14 protein-coding genes, 1 pseudogene and 1 riboswitch are annotated in these 16,942 nt (G+C 37.2%); all 15 genes and pseudogenes read right to left on the reverse strand.

Annotated features, from left to right (window positions below; all coding sequences use genetic code 11):
• Nucleotides 1–8 precede the first annotated feature (8 nt).
• The 15 genes and pseudogenes from BXY75_RS15185 to BXY75_RS15255 all read right to left on the reverse strand — a co-directional run bounded on the left by BXY75_RS15185 (nt 9) and on the right by BXY75_RS15255 (nt 16,880).
• On the reverse strand, nt 9–1,127 hold the full coding sequence (locus tag BXY75_RS15185) for an acyloxyacyl hydrolase (protein ID WP_121908623.1): 1,119 nt from the start codon (nt 1,125–1,127) through the stop codon (nt 9–11).
• Between the two features lie 25 nt (nt 1,128–1,152).
• Nucleotides 1,153–1,905, reverse strand: coding sequence for a head GIN domain-containing protein (locus tag BXY75_RS15190; RefSeq protein WP_121908624.1), 753 nt, complete (start codon nt 1,903–1,905; stop codon nt 1,153–1,155).
• A 3-nt stretch (nt 1,906–1,908) separates the two neighbouring features.
• Nucleotides 1,909–3,021 (reverse strand): acyloxyacyl hydrolase, encoded by a 1,113-nt coding sequence (locus tag BXY75_RS15195; protein WP_121908625.1) that lies wholly within the window; start codon nt 3,019–3,021, stop codon nt 1,909–1,911.
• Between the two features lie 26 nt (nt 3,022–3,047).
• The gene (locus tag BXY75_RS15200) at nt 3,048–3,806 is read right to left on the reverse strand and encodes a head GIN domain-containing protein (protein ID WP_121908626.1); all 759 of its coding nucleotides are present in this window, start codon (nt 3,804–3,806) and stop codon (nt 3,048–3,050) included.
• A gap of 2 nt (nt 3,807–3,808) precedes the next feature.
• Nucleotides 3,809–4,906 (reverse strand): acyloxyacyl hydrolase, encoded by a 1,098-nt coding sequence (locus BXY75_RS15205; protein WP_121908627.1) that lies wholly within the window; start codon nt 4,904–4,906, stop codon nt 3,809–3,811.
• A 29-nt stretch (nt 4,907–4,935) separates the two neighbouring features.
• A complete protein-coding gene (locus BXY75_RS15210) occupies nt 4,936–5,880 on the reverse strand; it encodes a threonine ammonia-lyase (protein ID WP_121908628.1) in 945 nt (314 codons plus the stop codon).
• A 79-nt stretch (nt 5,881–5,959) separates the two neighbouring features.
• On the reverse strand, nt 5,960–6,385 hold the full coding sequence (locus BXY75_RS15215; protein ID WP_121908629.1) for an RrF2 family transcriptional regulator: 426 nt from the start codon (nt 6,383–6,385) through the stop codon (nt 5,960–5,962).
• Between the two features lie 50 nt (nt 6,386–6,435).
• A complete protein-coding gene (metF, locus tag BXY75_RS15220; protein ID WP_121908630.1) occupies nt 6,436–7,392 on the reverse strand; it encodes a methylenetetrahydrofolate reductase [NAD(P)H] in 957 nt (318 codons plus the stop codon).
• Complete coding sequence (gene metH, locus BXY75_RS15225; RefSeq protein WP_121908631.1) at nt 7,393–10,080, reverse strand: methionine synthase; 2,688 nt, start codon at nt 10,078–10,080, stop codon at nt 7,393–7,395. It abuts the gene before it with no gap.
• 4 nt (nt 10,081–10,084) lie between these two features.
• Nucleotides 10,085–11,098, reverse strand: coding sequence for a homocysteine S-methyltransferase family protein (locus BXY75_RS15230; protein ID WP_121908632.1), 1,014 nt, complete (start codon nt 11,096–11,098; stop codon nt 10,085–10,087).
• Nucleotides 11,095–11,514, reverse strand: a complete 420-nt coding sequence (locus BXY75_RS15235; RefSeq protein WP_121908633.1) for an OsmC family protein — start codon at nt 11,512–11,514, stop codon at nt 11,095–11,097. Before BXY75_RS15235 ends, BXY75_RS15230 begins: the two co-directional genes overlap by 4 nt.
• A gap of 5 nt (nt 11,515–11,519) precedes the next feature.
• Nucleotides 11,520–12,602, reverse strand: a pseudogene (locus BXY75_RS17355) (aspartate kinase); the annotation flags it as partial.
• Nucleotides 12,603–12,664: 62 nt separating this feature from the next.
• Nucleotides 12,665–13,636 (reverse strand): alpha/beta fold hydrolase, encoded by a 972-nt coding sequence (locus tag BXY75_RS17360; protein ID WP_121908635.1) that lies wholly within the window; start codon nt 13,634–13,636, stop codon nt 12,665–12,667.
• A gap of 72 nt (nt 13,637–13,708) precedes the next feature.
• Nucleotides 13,709–15,001: an O-acetylhomoserine aminocarboxypropyltransferase/cysteine synthase family protein gene (locus BXY75_RS15250; protein WP_121908636.1), complete on the reverse strand. Its 1,293-nt coding sequence runs from the start codon at nt 14,999–15,001 to the stop codon at nt 13,709–13,711.
• 111 nt (nt 15,002–15,112) lie between these two features.
• A riboswitch (SAM riboswitch) is annotated at nt 15,113–15,238 on the reverse strand.
• 94 nt (nt 15,239–15,332) lie between these two features.
• Nucleotides 15,333–16,880 (reverse strand): hypothetical protein, encoded by a 1,548-nt coding sequence (locus tag BXY75_RS15255; protein WP_121908637.1) that lies wholly within the window; start codon nt 16,878–16,880, stop codon nt 15,333–15,335.
• Nucleotides 16,881–16,942: the final 62 nt, after the last annotated feature.

The following is a 16,942-nucleotide window of genomic DNA, read 5'->3' on the forward strand; positions in this document are numbered from 1 at the left end:
ACACCGTTTCATTTAAACCTAACTCCTAAACCAAATTCTATTCCTTCCGCTTTTGCCCATTGCGATTTTACCGAGACACTGGCATATATTGTCTTTCCGAAGTACCTTTTCAAGCCTAAGCGATTATATACTCTTTGCTCAAATTGATAAGGCCAATAGGCGTAATATCCTAATTGTGTAATGAGCGCTGTATCGTAAAGCCGTAATTCATGGCCTACAAAAACCCCAACTCGTTTATAATCTTCATCGCCTGTGAGCCCATCTTCAGGATAAGCAATAGAGCGATAATAAATAAGTTCTTTCAGAAAATGAGAAAAGAAAACATCTATGCCAGCCTGAAAACTACTTTTATAATTAATTCGCTTATCTGCGAAGACAGAAAAAACAAAAAAGGGAGATTGGCCCTGACCAATCACATCGCTTTCGTTCATTCCCAATCTAAAAACAAAATTGTAGTGAATTGCTTCGGCAAAGGAACGACTGTTCATTGTTTCTAACGGAATGTATTCTGGAAAAGATCCATGATCGAACAAGTAATTTACACCGAGATTAAAAGCAAAAGTATTGGTACTGGTATTTGGCGCTTTTAAATTAGCATTAGAGTAATGAATTAAAGAAAGTCCCGCTTGTAGCCCGAAACCGTTCCATATATTTTCTTTTATATAAGAGAGTTTAAAGATAGAGGTACTTAAAAGAGAGGTTCCGTAGGCGTTGTTTTCTGGATTTTTCTCTCGATCATAAGGATTGGTATTAAAAGCGATTCCGGTAGCCAATGAAAAACGAAGTTTCCTTTTTAAAAAATACCAGCCATAATGACCATACAGCGCATAATTTTTGCCCAAAGAAGGATTTTGAAATTGTTGGTACGCAAATGTAAACCCCCAATCGGGATAATTATAAATCCTTTCAGCACGCCGTAACCCATAGGTTTTTCTATTGTAGGTGATGCTAATTCCTGAGGGATGGCCAACAATGAGATGAGAAATTTCTTTATTATGTTCGAAAATATTTCCGTAGAAATAATCTGCTTCAATCGAAAAAGGAGTTTGTATTTCTTGCTGGGAAAATAAGGAATTGCATGAAACAAGAACTGTTATAATGTATAAACAATTCTTTATCTTTTTCATAATCCTTTTTGGATATTAGCGTGCCTTATTCAAAAATAAGGCGGCCAGTATAAAGTTCTATTTTTTCTACTTCCGGAGGATGATTTTTGGCGATTACATCTCCAATACTCACAATTTTTGCATAGATAGACTGTTGCGGATTTACAACGATTCTATTAGTAGAGCGATGTAATGATATGCTAACATGCTGAGTTATTAACCCTCCTGCTTCCACACTTCCATCTCCTGAATAGAGACCAATATTCAATCTGTCTGCCTTACCGTTAAGATAAAAACGTGATAAGCCATTCGCTGCAAGCGTTAAAGTTTCGACGTCTAATTCCAATCTGAAATCGCCATCAATATGATAAAAGTCTTCTTCATTAAAATCTTCTGAAAATAAATTTAAAACTGGAAAACTCAAGACTCCATTACTTAATGTAGGTAAGCCAGTGCTGCTTCTTATTTCTGTAATATTTGGAGAGGTAACATATACTTTGGTAAGTCCATAATCACGGACCACATTACAACCGTTGTGATTATAAATATTGAGCTGACCATCAATCACTTCAAGTTCTACGTCATTTAGTAAATTTTCTCCGGTTTCAACTACCACTTTTTGAACAGGGCCTTGTTGAATGATAAGTTGGGCGCGTTCCCAAACCAATATTCTTGAAAACTGAGGCATGGTAAATTCTTCTTGGATGATATCTCCGGAAGCTTGAAAACAATTCAAGCCCTTGTCTGAATCACAGCTGAAACAAACAATTAGTAATAATAGTATGAGTATTCTTTTCATAATTTATAAGCGTATTCCTAATCCAAATTCAACACCTTCGGCCTTTGCCCAGTGTGCTTTCACCGTAATTGATGCAAAAAGTTTGTTATCCAGAAAATAGCGTTTTAATCCCAAACGATTGTAAATTCTATTTTCAAATGCATATGGCCAATATACGTAATAGCCTAATTGTGACACAAAGGCCACTTTATTAAATCGCAATTCATGTCCAATAAAAAGTCCGACTCTTTTATAATCTTCATCGCCAGATACACCATCTTCCGGGTAGGCTACAGACCGAAAATAAATAAGTTCTTCCAGAAATTTTGAAAAGAAGACATCAACTCCAGCTTGTAAGGTACTTTTATAGTTAATACGTTTGTCGGCAAATGCAGAAACCACATAAAAAGGAAACTGCCCCTGTCGCACTACATCGCTTTCATTTAATCCGAATCGAAAAACAAAATTATAGGCAATAGGCTCGGCATGACTAGAACTTGGCGGGTCGTTTTCAGCAGAAATCAACTCCGGAAAATTTTCATGATCAAACAAGTAACTCACACCGGCATTAAAACCAAAAGTGTTTGTACTGTTATTAGGCGCCCTGAAATTAGCATTCGAAAAATGAAGAATATTGAATCCGAGGTGAAATCCGAAGCCTTTATAGACGTTCTCACGAATATAATTCGCTTTTAAAAAGGTAGTACTAACCAGACGTGTCCCGTAAGCATTATTATACACATTGGTTTCTAAATCGTAAGGGTTGGTGGCATACGAAACTCCCTGCCCCATTCGAATTACGAGATTCCGATTGTAAAAATACCAGTTAAAGTGACCATACAGTGCGTATTGATCTCCCAAAATATCATTCATTGAATTATGATAGGCAAAGGTTACACCCCAATCCGGATATCGGTATCTGCGTTCCCATTCGTTAAATCCATAGGTTTTACGATTATAGGTCATTACTAAACCAACGGGATGGTTGGTGATTAAATGCTCGATATCGGGGTTATGTTCCAATATGCTTCCGTAGAAATAATCTAATTCGAGTGAAAAAGGTTTTAATTCTTCCTGTTGCGAAAAGAGCGACAGACTAGTTAGAAAGGCAATTACGACGGGAAAAAAGTGCTTCATATTTTTTAAAGAGGCATAAATATACACTAATCCTGAAAAATTAAACGCCCTGTATAAAATTCTTGCACTTCATTTACTGAAGGTCGGTTCACAGAAATCACATCTCCTGTTCCTCTAATAATTCCGGAGATTTTTTGCTGAGGGTTCACAATCATATCGTTAGCACTCACCTGAAAGATTTTTAGTTCATCAACCTCTAAGTTTTCACCCTCAAATCTTGGGTTTTCGTCTGTGAAACTAATATTCGCAGAATTTGCCCGACCACTGATATAAAAAATACTTTGTCCGTTAGCCGAAATTTTAAGCCTCTCACAATTGATCTCAAGGTAGAAATCTCCACCTTTTCTTACATTCTCAATTCCTCCTGATGTATTACTTACCAAGCTTAAATCTGAATATAGCAAAACACCATCACTTCTAACATCGTACGAAGAGCTGTTTCGAATTAGCGTCAAATTAGGAGCCGTTACAATTGCTTTTGTAATGCCGTAATCACGAAATAAATTACATTTATTGTCATCCTTTATAATCAAGGTTTCCCCATCGACAGAGACCGTGACATCATTTAACAGGTTCTCTCCTGTTTCCACTAACACTTCATGCGCTTCGCCTTGTTTAACAACAAGAGAGACCTCACCTTCGATTCTAATTTCAGTAAACTCCCCAACATCGAAGCTCGTTTCTATTATACTACCCTCAGTTTGAAAACAATCATTTGCCGAATCACTATTGCAAGCAATGCAACAAATAATCAATCCTATTATGTAAATACTTTTTTGAATCATTATCATATTCGTATACCTATTCCAAATTCAATTCCTTCTGCTTTGGCACCATGCGACTTTAAAGTCACAGCGCCAAAAAGTTGTTCTGTAAAATTATAATTTAAGCCGGCTCGAATATAAGTCCGTCCCTCAAATTCGTACGGATAATACACATAATACCCGAACTGTGACACCAACGATATTTTATTAATGTGCAATTCATGTCCCGCAAATACCCCAACACGCTTATAATCCTCGTCTCCTGTAAGCCCCCGTGTTGGATAAGCCGTGGCTAAGAATTCGACTTCCTTCTTCAGAAATTTTGCAAAAAAAGCATCGGCTCCCAATTGAATGCTACTCTTAAATCCAATTCGTTTATCTGCATATGCAGAAATAACTCCAAAAGGCTGTTGTCCTAACCCGATATAATCACTTTCATTAAATCCTCCTCTAAGTACAATATTCAGTGCGATAGGTTCTGTATACGACTCGTATTTCTTTTTTTCTATGTATTCTGAAGGCTCCTCTGAGTCGATTTCATATTGCAAACCTAAATTGAAAGTAATGGCGTTGGTACTGGAATTGGGTGCTTTTACATTTGCGTTTGAATAATGTACGATCGATAAACCTGCCTGTATTCCGAAGCCTTCAAAAATATGCTGCTTGTTATAATTAAGCATCACATAGGTAGAACTCAAAAACGAACTTCCATAGGCATTGTTCTTTGGGTTTTTCTCTTTGTCGAAAGGATTAGTATTGTATGCGATTCCTTGTCCGATTCGCAGGAAAAGGTTTCTCTTCAGAAAATAGAAATTATAATGGCCGTAAAGTCCAAAATTATCGCCTAAAATTTCACTTTCGGTATCTTGATAAACAAATGAAAAGCCATAATCCGGGTAGTTATAAACCTGCTCCCAGCGTTCCTGCCCAAAAGTTTCCCGATTGTAACTAATGATAACTCCTTCCGGATGACCCTTTACCAAATGCGAAATATCCTTATTATGCCGCACTATACTTCCATAGAAATAATTGGCATCAACAAAAAAAGAAGTCTCTTTAACTTCCTGAGAAAACAATGAGGCACAGCAAAACAGGAAGGGGATTAAGTAGGTTTTGATCATTGGCGCAAAATAAAGCAAACTTTAGCGCATTAAAAAGGTAAGTTCGACAAATCCACATTTCCACCGGAGATCACGATTCCTATTTTTTGGTTTTTAAACCGTTGTCTTTCTTTTAATAAGGCCGCAAAAGGCACTGCACTAGAAGGTTCGACGACAATCTTTAATCGTTCCCATAACAATCGCATGGCAGCAACAATCTCTACTTCGGAAATCGTTATAATTTCCGAAACTAACTCTTTAATAATTGGAAAATTCTTGTCCCCAAGATGCGTTCTTAAACCATCGGCAATGGTAATAGCAGTTTCATTAAACTCAATCTTTCCGCTTTTCAATGAGCGATATGCATCATCGGCGTTTGCAGGTTCGCCACCTATGGTCTTACATTTATTAGAAAAATAATGTACTGCCAAAGCGGTCCCGGCTATGAGTCCGCCGCCGCCAACAGGTGTAAAAATACAATCGAGGTCGGGATATTTCTGAAGGAGTTCGTAAGCGGCCGTTCCTTGTCCTAAAATCACATTGATATCGTTTGAAGGATGAATAAAAGTAGCCTTAGTTTTTTTTACAATTTTAGTGGCTTCCTCCTCCCGGGATTCCAAAGTTGGCATTGAGGTGGTGATTATTCCTCCATATGCTTCGACGGCCTCTCTTTTTACTTTAGGAGCATTGGAAGGCATTACGATGTACGCTTTGACGCCTAGATTTTTTGCTGCCAACGAAAGGGCCTGAGCGAAATTACCCGACGAATGAGTTACCACACCTGATTTTTTTTGTGCTTCGGAAAGATGCGAGATCGCGTTCACTGCACCTCTCATTTTGAAGGCGCCCATTTTCTGAAAATTTTCACATTTAAAGTATATGGAAGTTCCAGATAGGTCATCTAAAAGATGAGAAGTTAAGACTGGTGTATTATGTACAAATGGACTAACACATTTATAAGCATTTTCGAACGCTGTTTTATCTGGAATGGCCATTTGTAAAGTTTGGATATTACTTCAGAATAAGTAGAATGTATTAAAAGATGCTTCCGAAGAAAAAAAACTCAAAAAACGATTATACCTCCTCGTGATCCTTAATTAGATCGGAGAGCGTAGTGTTTTCCAATATCTTAAGATTACTGTCTCTAACATCTATCATTAAATTATGAACACTGCACAAATCTTCGTCCGGACAGTCGTCACATTTTTCATAAAAGTTAAGACTTACACATGGAACCAAAGCAATAGGACCTTCAAGAACTCTATAAACTGAGGCTATCGAAATTTTTTCGGCTTCCCTTAACAAATAATAGCCTCCACCCTTTCCTTTCTTGGAACCTAAAAACCCTGCTTTTTTTAAGGTAAGCAAGATACTTTCTAAAAATTTTAATGAAATATTCTCCGCATTCGAGATTACGGAAATTTGCACAGGTGCGTCGTCTTGGTTTCTAGCGAGATACGAAAGTGCTTTTAAGCCGTATTTTGTTTTTCTGGAGAGCATCTGTTATATTAATTGTTAAAAATAAGCAATTCTATATAAATAATAGAGTGTTAGAATAAATTCTTAGCGATCTCTTTAATATTGTCACTTTTTCCCATAGAATAGTAATGTAAAAAAGGAATATTAGCCTTCTTTAACTCCTTACTTTGCATGACACACCATTCGACTCCTACCTGCCTAATCCCTCTATTATCGGTGCATTTCAGTACTTCCTTTATCAATTCTTCCGGAAGTTCGGCATTAAATCGCTGAGGAATGAGATTTAACTGCTTTTTTGTAGAAAGCGGTTTTAATCCGGGAATAATAGGAACAGTGATTCCTGCGGCCCTACATTTATCAACAAAATTGAAATATTTCTTATTGTCGAAGAACAGTTGGGTTACAATATAAGTTGCCCCATCTTCAATCTTCTTTTTTAAAAAATGGATATCACTGTCCATATTGGGAGCTTCGAAATGCTTTTCCGGATAACCTGCGACTCCTATACAAAAACTAGTGGGAGTCGTATTTAACAAACCTTCTTCGAGATAAGTACCGTTGTTCATAGCCGCAATTTGTTGAACCAGACCATTGGCATAAAGATGTCCTTCCTTCTCAGGGGTAAAATAGGTTTCATTTTTTACAGCATCACCTCGAAGTGCCATCACATTGTCTATCCCTAAAAAGCCAAGATCTATTAAAAAATTCTCAGTATCCTCTTTATTAAAACCTCCACAAAGTATATGAGGAATTGCATCGACATTATACTTATTCTGAATTGCAGCGCAAATCCCTACAGTTCCAGGTCGCTTGCGAACAATCTTCTTTTTTAAAAGTCCGTTTTGCTGTTCTTCATAAATATACTCCTCTCTATGATAAGTCACATCAATGAATGGCGGGTTAAATTCCATCAACGGATCGATACTATCAAAGATCGATTGTATATTCTGACCTTTTAATGGCGGTAGAATTTCGAAGGAAAACTGCGTCTTTCCGTTTGCTTTTTCTATATGTTCTAATACTTTCATCTACTCTGCTATGTTTGGCTGTAACCATCTTCTGGCCGTTTCATATTCAATTTCTTTTCGCTTGGCAAAGTCCCGCAACTGATCTTCCTTTATCTTTCCAAGACCAAAATAACGGGCTTCGGGATTTCCAAAATAATAACCCGACACCGAAGCGGCCGGCCACATGGCAAGACTTTCAGTAAGCGCTACACCAATCTGTTCATTTACTTTTAGAATCTCCCAAATTGTTTTTTTCTCTAAATGATCCGGACAGGCTGGATAGCCCGGTGCCGGACGTATGCCCTTATAACTTTCCTTGATCAAATCAGCATTAGATAAATTCTCATCTGCTGCGTAGCCCCAATGTACTTGTCTTACGTTTTTATGCAAATATTCCGCAAATGCTTCAGCCAGTCTATCGGCAAGTGCTTTTACCAAAATTGCATTATAATCGTCCAATTCAGACTCATATTTAGCGGCAAGTTCTTTCGTTCCGAAGCCAGCGGTTACACAAAAACATCCCATATAATCCTTAATTTCTGTTGCTATAGGTGCGATAAAATCGGCTAAAGCTATATTTGGTCGGCCTTCTGCTTTTTTACTTTGTTGTCTAAGTGTTCTAAAAATAAATTCTTCTTCGGAAGACTTTACAGAAATATCATCATCATTTATAGTATTAGCTTCAAAAAGACCAAAAACTGCTTTGGCGGTCAATAATTTTTCAGAAATTATCTTCTGAAGCATTTGCTGTGCATCTTCAAATAATTCGGTCGCTTGTTCACCAACCACTTCGTCGGTAAGAATATCCGGATAACGTCCATGCAATTCCCAACTTCGGAAAAAAGGCGTCCAATCTATAAAATCGACCAACTTATTAAGATCAAAATCCTGCAAAGTTTGAATACCCAGTCTATTAGGTTTTACAATTTCTGAAGCATGCCAATCAATCTTAAATTTATTTCGTCGTGCCGCTTCAATAGAAGTATACGATTTCACTGTTTGCCGTTTTAAAAAATTAGTTCTGAACTCGGCATAATCACTTTTCAGATCCTTTTTATAAGCTACAGAAGTTTTCTTTTTAAGCAATTCTCCCACGATAGTAACGGCTCTTGAAGCATCGTTTACATGTACAACGGCACTTTCATAATTGGGATCTATTTTCACCGCGGTGTGAGCTTTACTGGTCGTGGCGCCTCCAATAAGCAATGGGACTTTAAATTCTTGTCGCTGCATCTCTTTAGATAAGAATACCATCTCATCAAGAGACGGAGTTATTAAACCGCTAAGTCCGATAACATCGACATTGTGTTTTTTTGCTTCTGAAATAATTTTCTCCGGTGCTACCATTACACCAAGATCAATGATCTCATAATTGTTACATGCCAAGACTACCCCCACGATATTCTTTCCTATATCATGAACGTCTCCTTTAACCGTTGCCATTAAAATACGTCCATTCGAACTAACGACTCCATTTTTTTCAGCTTCAATATATGGCAACAAATAAGCCACTGCCCTTTTCATGACTCGTGCCGATTTCACCACCTGTGGTAAGAACATTTTTCCACTTCCGAAGAGATCACCTACTACATTCATACCTATCATAAGATGACCTTCGATCACTTCTATTGGTTGACTAACACTATTTCTAGCCTCTTCTACATCCTCAACGATATATTGATCGATTCCTTTAACCAAGGCTGTGGTAATTCTATTCTGTAGAGGTTCTTCCCGCCATGAGAGATCAACAGTACGTTCTTTGGAAGTCTGTTTTACTGTTTCGGCGAAGTCTAATAATCGTTCGGTTGCATCGTCTCTTTTATCAAACATCACATCTTCAACACGATCTAATAAATCTTTAGGAATATTATCGTACACTTCCAACATGGCGGGATTCACAATACCGATATTCATACCAGCCTGAATCGCATGATACAAAAATACCGAATGCATTGCTTCTCGCACCGTATCATTTCCTCGGAAGCTAAACGACACATTACTCACACCGCCACTTACACTGCAATGAGGCAGATTTTGCTTTACCCATCGCGTGGCTTCGATAAAATCGATGGCATTTTTCCGGTGTTCGTCCATACCGGTGGCCACGGGAAAAATATTAAGATCGAAAATAATATCTTCCGGTTTAAATTTTACCATATTCACTAAAATATCATAACTGCGTTTTGCAATCTCTATCCTTCTTTCGTAATTATCTGCCTGCCCTGTTTCATCAAAAGCCATTATAATCACCGCCGCACCATATCGTTTTATAAGTTTTGCATGATGAATAAAATCTGCTTCTCCTTCTTTTAAACTGATAGAATTTACTACACATTTCCCTTGCACTACCTGCAAACCAGCCTCAATGATTTCCCACTTGGAACTGTCGATCATCACCGGCACCTTGGAAATATCGGGCTCGGCCATCACTAGGTTTAAAAACCTCACCATGGCTTCCTTTCCATCGATCAAGCCATCGTCCATATTTATATCGATGATCTGCGCTCCACCTTCAACCTGATGACGAGCCACAGAAAGCGCTTCTTCAAAATTTCCTTCTTTTATAAGTCGTAGAAATTTCTTGGAACCTGCTACATTGGTTCGCTCTCCCACATTAATGAAATTACTTTCCGGGGTTATAACGAGTGGTTCGAGGCCCGAGAGTTTTAGATATCGTGGTACTTTTATTTCCAAATCAATTTCTGCCATAATTTTAGACTGTAACTTGAGAATTAAAGTTTATTGATCTAGGAGAAAAGTCTGAAGCAATCTTAGCGATTGCACGAATATGCTCCGGAGTAGTCCCACAACAGCCTCCAATTATATTAATCAGTTTTTTATCCAAATATTCACGAATTTGTTCGGCCATTTGATCCGGACTTTCATCATATTCACCAAACGCATTTGGCAATCCGGCATTGGGGTATGCCGAGACTGCCAATGTTGTACGTCTGGCTATTGCTTCCAAATGAGGTGTAAGCTGTTTCGCCCCCAATGCACAGTTGAATCCTATACTCAGTAAAGGAATATGTGAAACGGAGATTAAAAAGGCTTCTGCTGTTTGCCCTGATAAAGTTCTGCCTGAAGCATCGGTAATAGTACCACTTACCATTATTGGAATTTCAATGTTTCTTTCTTCTTTAATTTCATCGATCGCAAATAAAGCAGCTTTTGCATTTAAGGTGTCAAAGACAGTTTCCACCAATAAAATATCTACACCACCATCGATTAAGGCTTCAGCTTGCTGTTTATAGGCAACACGAAGTTCGTCGAACGAAATAGCTCTGAAACCCGGGTCATTTACATCTGGCGACATACTCGCTGTTTTATTAGTGGGTCCAATAGCTCCTGCGACAAATCGCGGTTTATGTGGTTCTTTGTTGGTGAATTCATCCGCTACTTCTTTTGCGATTCTTGCCGACTCAAAGTTGAGTTCATTCACAAGATCTTCCATGCCGTAATCTGCCATAGCTATGGTCGTTCCCGAAAAAGTATTAGTCTCCACGATATCGCAACCAGCTTCAAAATATTTCGCATGCACTTGTGCAATGGCTTGCGGCTGAGTCAGCGATAAAAGATCGTTGTTTCCTTTTACAGATTTATGAAAATTCTTAAAACGCTCTCCTCGAAAATCTTCTTCATTAAAATTATAACGTTGCAACATGGTTCCCATGGCCCCATCTAATACAAGAATACGTTTCATTAATGCTTTTTGTATTTCACTCATATTTTTATCCCGTTTAAAATGATATCATAGGTGATAGCCACACATCCACTTAATGTTATGGATACCGAGCAATACTTTTCAAAGCTTAGCTCCGCCGCTCGTTTTGCTTTTGCTTCAGCTATATCTCCCTCAAGAAATATGCTTAGATGAATCGCTTCGAAAGGTTTGGCATCGCCCGTATCTTTTCGCTTTCCTACCACTTCAATTTTATAGGATTTCACTTCCTGACGTTGTTTTTTCAGAATAGAAATAATATCAATAGCATTACAACCTCCCACTGCCATTAATATGAGTTCCATTGGACTCGCTCCGTTAACAACATTGTTTTGTTTGTTATCAACTAAAACGGAAACATCATTTGGTCCTTTGGCATCAAAAAGATAATTATCGTCAATTCTGTTTAAAATAACTTTCATAAATTTTAATTTAGTTTATCGCTAAGGCGTAAAATATCTCCAAAAACTCCTCTTGCCGTTACAGCTGCACCGGCACCGGCACCCTGAATTACAATGGGGTTTTTTCCATAACTTTCGGTATAGATTTCAAAGATTGAATCACTGCCCTTTAACTGACCCAACATACTATTTTTAGGCACAGAAAGCAACCGAACATCCAGAATAGCGCCATCATTTTTGGATAAATCACCTCTTAACTCTCCAACATAGCGTAAAACATGATCTTTTTTCTGATTTTTCCTTTTAATATGAAAAGGAACATCAAAATCATTTAAGCTGTTAAAGAATTCTGTTTTGGGGACGAGTCGAAGCGATAGAGGAATAAGGTTTTCAATCTTTACATCATCAATCTCGTTGTGAAGATCAAGTTCTCTGGCCAGGATGAGCAATTTACGACCTACATCATTACCACAGAGATCTTCCCGAGGATCGGGCTCGGTAAAACCTTTGTCTATTGCCTTTTTTAACACTGTACTAAAGAGTTCATCTTTTGCCGAAAATTCATTAAACAAATAACTTAACGAACCCGAAAATACTCCTTTAATACGGGTGATATTCTCGCCCGAAAGGTGTAGTAACTTAATGGTGTCAACTAACGGTAATCCGGCACCAACATTGGTTTCATACAAATACTCTTTCCCATGATCCTTTAGTTTTTTCCGAAGGTCTTTGTAAAATGACAACTCGGTAGTATTTGCTATTTTATTTGATGAAACTACATTGAATCCATTTTCGATCAAATATGGATAAATCTTTACAAATTCAGAATTGGCTGTATTATCAATCGCGATTAAATTATCAAGATTGAAACGTTTAGCAAAATTGGTGATATCTTCAATAGAATAGGAATTTTCATTCTCACATTTAACGGTCCTCCAGTCTTCACTAAAATTGTCTCTTGTAAGTAGTAGCTTTTGAGAATTCGCAATTGCGAAAATATTGAGCTCAATATTCTTACGTCTAATAATTTCACCTCTGGAAGCGATGATTTGATCAATCAATAAAGCGCCTACATTTCCATGTCCAAAAACAACAAGGTTTATTTTCTTCTTTTGAATCTTTTCCAAATCAATTCGTTGAGAGGCTTTTACTATAGTTTGTGTCATCATATTTAGGTTGTATGTTCCAGTTGAAAAATGTGTTTCAGTATTTTCGATAATTGTTCAAATTCAATTAAGAATCCATCATGACCATGAATTGAATTGATTTCAGAAAAAGAAATATTATTTTTAAATTCACTTAATGCGAGATAACTATTAATGATTTCCTCGTTTAAGTAAAAATGGTCGCTGTCAATGCCAATTAAATGAATAGCCCCCTTGATTCGCTTCGCGCTGTCGATAAAATTCCTAGTACCATCTGTTACATCTGCTGTCATTAATAAGTGATTCATGAGCTTGTACGCCTTTAAATGAAATCTTTTTTCAAGCTTCTCACCATGACTCTTTAGCCAATTCTCCACATCATAATTCGATGAACCCTCTCGCTTACTTCTATCGAACTTCGCGGTTAGTGATTGAGGCGTTCGATAAAAAGTCATTGCATGCATTCTGGCGTCTTGCAAGGGATTTGAAGAATTTTCCAGAAGTTGCTTTTGAATTCTGCACTGTGCCAGTATCCAATCTGTGGCTTTCCAATCAGAAGCAATAGGTATAATATGATTCATCAGTTCAGGACGTAAAACCGCCATTTGCCATGTAACATTTCCACCTAGAGATCCGCCAATTACTGCAAAGATTGAATCAATATCGAGTAATTCGAGACCCTTCAAAAATAGACGGGCAATATCAAAAACTGAAAAATTTTCATAGTTGTCTATCAAGAATCCATCGTATCCGTTTCCGGGGATATTAAAAGCCAAAATTGAATATTCATTGGTGTCAATACATTTACCTTCCCCGATTAAATCTTTCCACCAACCCTGTTCCCCTACTACCGAACTATTTCCGGTTAAAGCATGGTTTACTAAAACAATTGGCGCTGTACCCATTGGGCATCCAAAAGTTTCGTAACTCAGTGGAATAGAATCATAGACACTCGAATTATGTGTTTTAAACTGCTCTATTTTTAAGAAATTCAACATAGACTATTTAATGTTGTAAAACGATGGCTGGCAAGATGCCGAACCACCGTTTTACTATTTATACTTAAATTTTTATACCAGATTTCTCTTCGGAACAAAAGCAAATGCCTGTTTTAAATCTGCTGTTAAATCTTCGAAATCTTCAAGCCCGACAGATAAACGAATCAAGTCTTTGGTTACTCCAGTGGTTTCCTGATTTTCATCACTCAATTGCTGATGTGTGGTACTCGCCGGATGTATAATAAGTGATTTTGTATCTCCTATGTTTGCCAATAGCGAAAATAGCTGGGTATTGTCGGCTATAACTTTTGCGGCATCAAAGCCACCTTTTAAACCAAAGGTTACAAGTCCGCTTTGTCCTTCAGGCAAGTATTTCCGAGCCAATTCAAAATAATCACTTGATTGCAAACCCGGATAATTTACCCAACTTACTTCTTCTTGATTCTGAAGCCATTCAGCAATTTTCAAGGCATTCTCACTATGCTTTTTGATTCGAATTTCGAGCGTTTCCAAGCCTTGTATAATTTGAAAAGCATTAAATGGACTTAATGCTGCTCCAAAATCCCGAAGTCCCTCAATACGAACTTTGGCGATGAAGGCAGCGTTTTCAAGGGCTTCAGAATAAACTAATCCATGATAACCGGCCGATGGCTCTGTGAATTCAGGGTATTTTCCATTGGTCCAGTCAAAATTTCCTGCATCGATGATAGCGCCTCCAAGAGCGGTACCATTTCCATTAATATACTTGGTCAAAGAGTGAATTACGATATTCGCTCCAAATGTGATTGGATTCAATAAATAAGGCGTTGCAACGGTATTATCAACAATAAGTGGGATTTTATTTGCCTTCGCTTGATTGGCAATACTTTCGATATCCAGTACATCCAACTTCGGATTTCCTAAAGATTCAATGAAAACAGCACGTGTGTTTTGTTGTACGGCATTTGAAATGCTGTCGTCTTCATTTGGATCCACAAAAGTGGTTGTAATACCCAATCTAGGTAAGGTAACGTTTAACAAGTTGAAAGTTCCTCCATACAAGCTCTTTGATGCCACAATGTGATCTCCGGCTCGTAATAAGGTTAGCAAGGTGGTAGCAATTGCAGATGTTCCTGAAGCGGTTACAACCGCCGCAATGCCACCTTCTAAGGCAGCGAGCCTCTTCTCGAGAATGTCATTTGTTGGATTATTGATCCGAGTATATATAAAGCCCGGCTCAGACAGGTTAAACAAATTTGCGGCGTGATCACTATTGTTAAAAACATAGCTTGTGGATTGATAAATCGGCACCGCACGTGTACCTCCGTTAGATTTTACATCGTGTCCTGCGTGCAACGCGTTAGTTGCGAATTTTTGTGTACTCATTTTTCTAAATTTTGAATTAAACTTGATTAAAACAAAAAGTCAACCCCGACGTCTCGGGACTTATGAAAAATGCTAAAAAGAATGAATATACAATTTGTGAAAATTGTTGTTTCGTTATCTATCGTCGGTAAATTACCGTTGTAGAATGTAGCACCTTCTTGGTTCTGCATAGCTGCAAAATGACAAGGGTTGCTAAGGTTTCAAAGGGTCTAATCCCTCCACCTTTCTTGATAACACTTCAATAAAGTTTTGAACTTTGTGAGCGCAAATATTCGGTTAGAAAAAGTTAGTATCCAAATTATTTTGCAAATATTTTATAAAATAAATATAATTAACTACGGCTATGTAGTAAATATTTCTCTCTAACTACTTGACCTACAGGCTTGTTTTCTATTTTACTTTCTAACCAAGAAATAATATCTAAATACAAAAATGCGCGACCCTCAAACGGATGATTTTCAAATTCCTTGAGCTTGGCATGCAATTTCTTGAAAGCTTTTATCAAATCCTGAGGATATATATCCTGTAAACTTTTTATAAATTTTATCATTTCCTTCTGAACTACATGCAAATCATTCATCTTCAATAAAAACTTATATGTACTCTTCAACAAAGACTGAAGATGGTAATCTTGCCCTGCTTCATAATGCGCTACAAGATTGAGAACTCTTGAAAAACACAATAAATCTTCTCTCATCGAAAGTGATTTATTTGATATAATTTTTTGCAGATACAGGATACATAATTTATTAGCACCCGAGCCAAAATGTAGACATGCAAATTTGTAATAAAGCGACATGATATGATGCTCATCGATGCGATTACTATATTTTTTAAACTTCCCCTCAATCTTTGGTATGAGCATCAAACCTTTGTCGAAACTACCATCCATAAAACACAAATTAATTTTATTGGTGCTCAGGTATAAAAATGACAGTGCGTCTACATTTTCATCCTTCGGAAAAGTTTCACTTTCTAACATTGATTCGAACTTTGACAAGTGAAATTGAAACCTTTCTCTGTTCCGAATTAAAAACAAAGACTCGAGAAGATAATTATTCCCTTTAAGAAAGAAAACGGGATTTAAGCCAATCATCGTCTCATTTTCATAAAACAAATTCACCCATTTTAACGAATACTTATAGCAGCTTAGAAAATCCTGTAATAAAAAGCTATGCCACAAATTCGCCTTGTACAACCACATTTTTTCTCTAAAACCAAGCTCATTTATGTTGTATTTGGGCAAGCGTTTTTCAAAATAAGTAGAAATCCACTCACTTTCCTCAGCACTTCTTGCATAACCGGTTTTTAGAAATATTCCATAGAGTTGAAGGGCTAGATTGGATAATTTACTTGCGATCACATTCGCAGCGCTTAACTCTTTTGCCTGAATCGTCAACTCATCGGCTCGTCCACTAATGCTTCGAGTGATGTACTGAGATTCAATAATTTTTTCGAGTTCAACAATTTCAAAAGCCATATTTTTTTCCTCATTCTGAATGGCAATTTCTTTTGACTTATCAAGTAGTTTTAAACTTTGCTTATATAGACCTTTATGGTACAAAATAGAAGCAAAATCAAGTTGTTCTCTAATTTGTGAACGAATGTTTTGATGTGAAGGATTAAGTTTTAAGCTTACAAGAATTTGCTTATACAAGTGAGCCTTAACATTAGCAAGCTGCTTTTTTTTAACAACTCCACTTTCTAGAATAAGCTGTTCGTCATAAGATTTTAATTTATCCAAAATCGTGAACAGATTCAGAAATTTGGAATCCGAATTTACATCCAATCTCCCGACGTACAGTTTAAATTGACGCTTTTCAGATTTGGTGAGTGACTTCACCAGCATAAATAAGTTATCTTTTTGATTCTTAGTCATAATTATATAACTTCATCTAAGTTATTGTCTTTCTGATATTTAAGTGCCTTTATTATCAAATA

This window comes from Ulvibacter antarcticus (assembly GCF_003688405.1).
Taxonomy (GTDB): Bacteria; Bacteroidota; Bacteroidia; order Flavobacteriales; family Flavobacteriaceae; genus Ulvibacter; species Ulvibacter antarcticus.

Excerpts from the sequence above, each read along its gene's own strand:
- BXY75_RS15215 (WP_121908629.1), bottom strand. The coding sequence starts at position 6,385 with ATGCTCTCCAGAAAAACAAAATACGGCTTAAAAGCACTTTCGTATCTC.
- metH (WP_121908631.1), bottom strand. The coding sequence starts at position 10,080 with ATGGCAGAAATTGATTTGGAAATAAAAGTACCACGATATCTAAAACTC.
- BXY75_RS15195 (WP_121908625.1), bottom strand. The coding sequence starts at position 3,021 with ATGAAGCACTTTTTTCCCGTCGTAATTGCCTTTCTAACTAGTCTGTCG.
- BXY75_RS15210 (WP_121908628.1), bottom strand. The coding sequence starts at position 5,880 with ATGGCCATTCCAGATAAAACAGCGTTCGAAAATGCTTATAAATGTGTT.
- BXY75_RS15230 (WP_121908632.1), bottom strand. The coding sequence starts at position 11,098 with ATGAGTGAAATACAAAAAGCATTAATGAAACGTATTCTTGTATTAGAT.
- BXY75_RS15200 (WP_121908626.1), bottom strand. The coding sequence starts at position 3,806 with ATGATTCAAAAAAGTATTTACATAATAGGATTGATTATTTGTTGCATT.
- BXY75_RS15205 (WP_121908627.1), bottom strand. The coding sequence starts at position 4,906 with ATGATCAAAACCTACTTAATCCCCTTCCTGTTTTGCTGTGCCTCATTG.
- BXY75_RS15185 (WP_121908623.1), bottom strand. The coding sequence starts at position 1,127 with ATGAAAAAGATAAAGAATTGTTTATACATTATAACAGTTCTTGTTTCA.
- BXY75_RS17360 (WP_121908635.1), bottom strand. The coding sequence starts at position 13,636 with ATGTTGAATTTCTTAAAAATAGAGCAGTTTAAAACACATAATTCGAGT.
- metF (WP_121908630.1), bottom strand. The coding sequence starts at position 7,392 with ATGAAAGTATTAGAACATATAGAAAAAGCAAACGGAAAGACGCAGTTT.
- BXY75_RS15190 (WP_121908624.1), bottom strand. The coding sequence starts at position 1,905 with ATGAAAAGAATACTCATACTATTATTACTAATTGTTTGTTTCAGCTGT.
- BXY75_RS15250 (WP_121908636.1), bottom strand. The coding sequence starts at position 15,001 with ATGAGTACACAAAAATTCGCAACTAACGCGTTGCACGCAGGACACGAT.
- BXY75_RS15255 (WP_121908637.1), bottom strand. The coding sequence starts at position 16,880 with ATGACTAAGAATCAAAAAGATAACTTATTTATGCTGGTGAAGTCACTC.
- BXY75_RS15235 (WP_121908633.1), bottom strand. The coding sequence starts at position 11,514 with ATGAAAGTTATTTTAAACAGAATTGACGATAATTATCTTTTTGATGCC.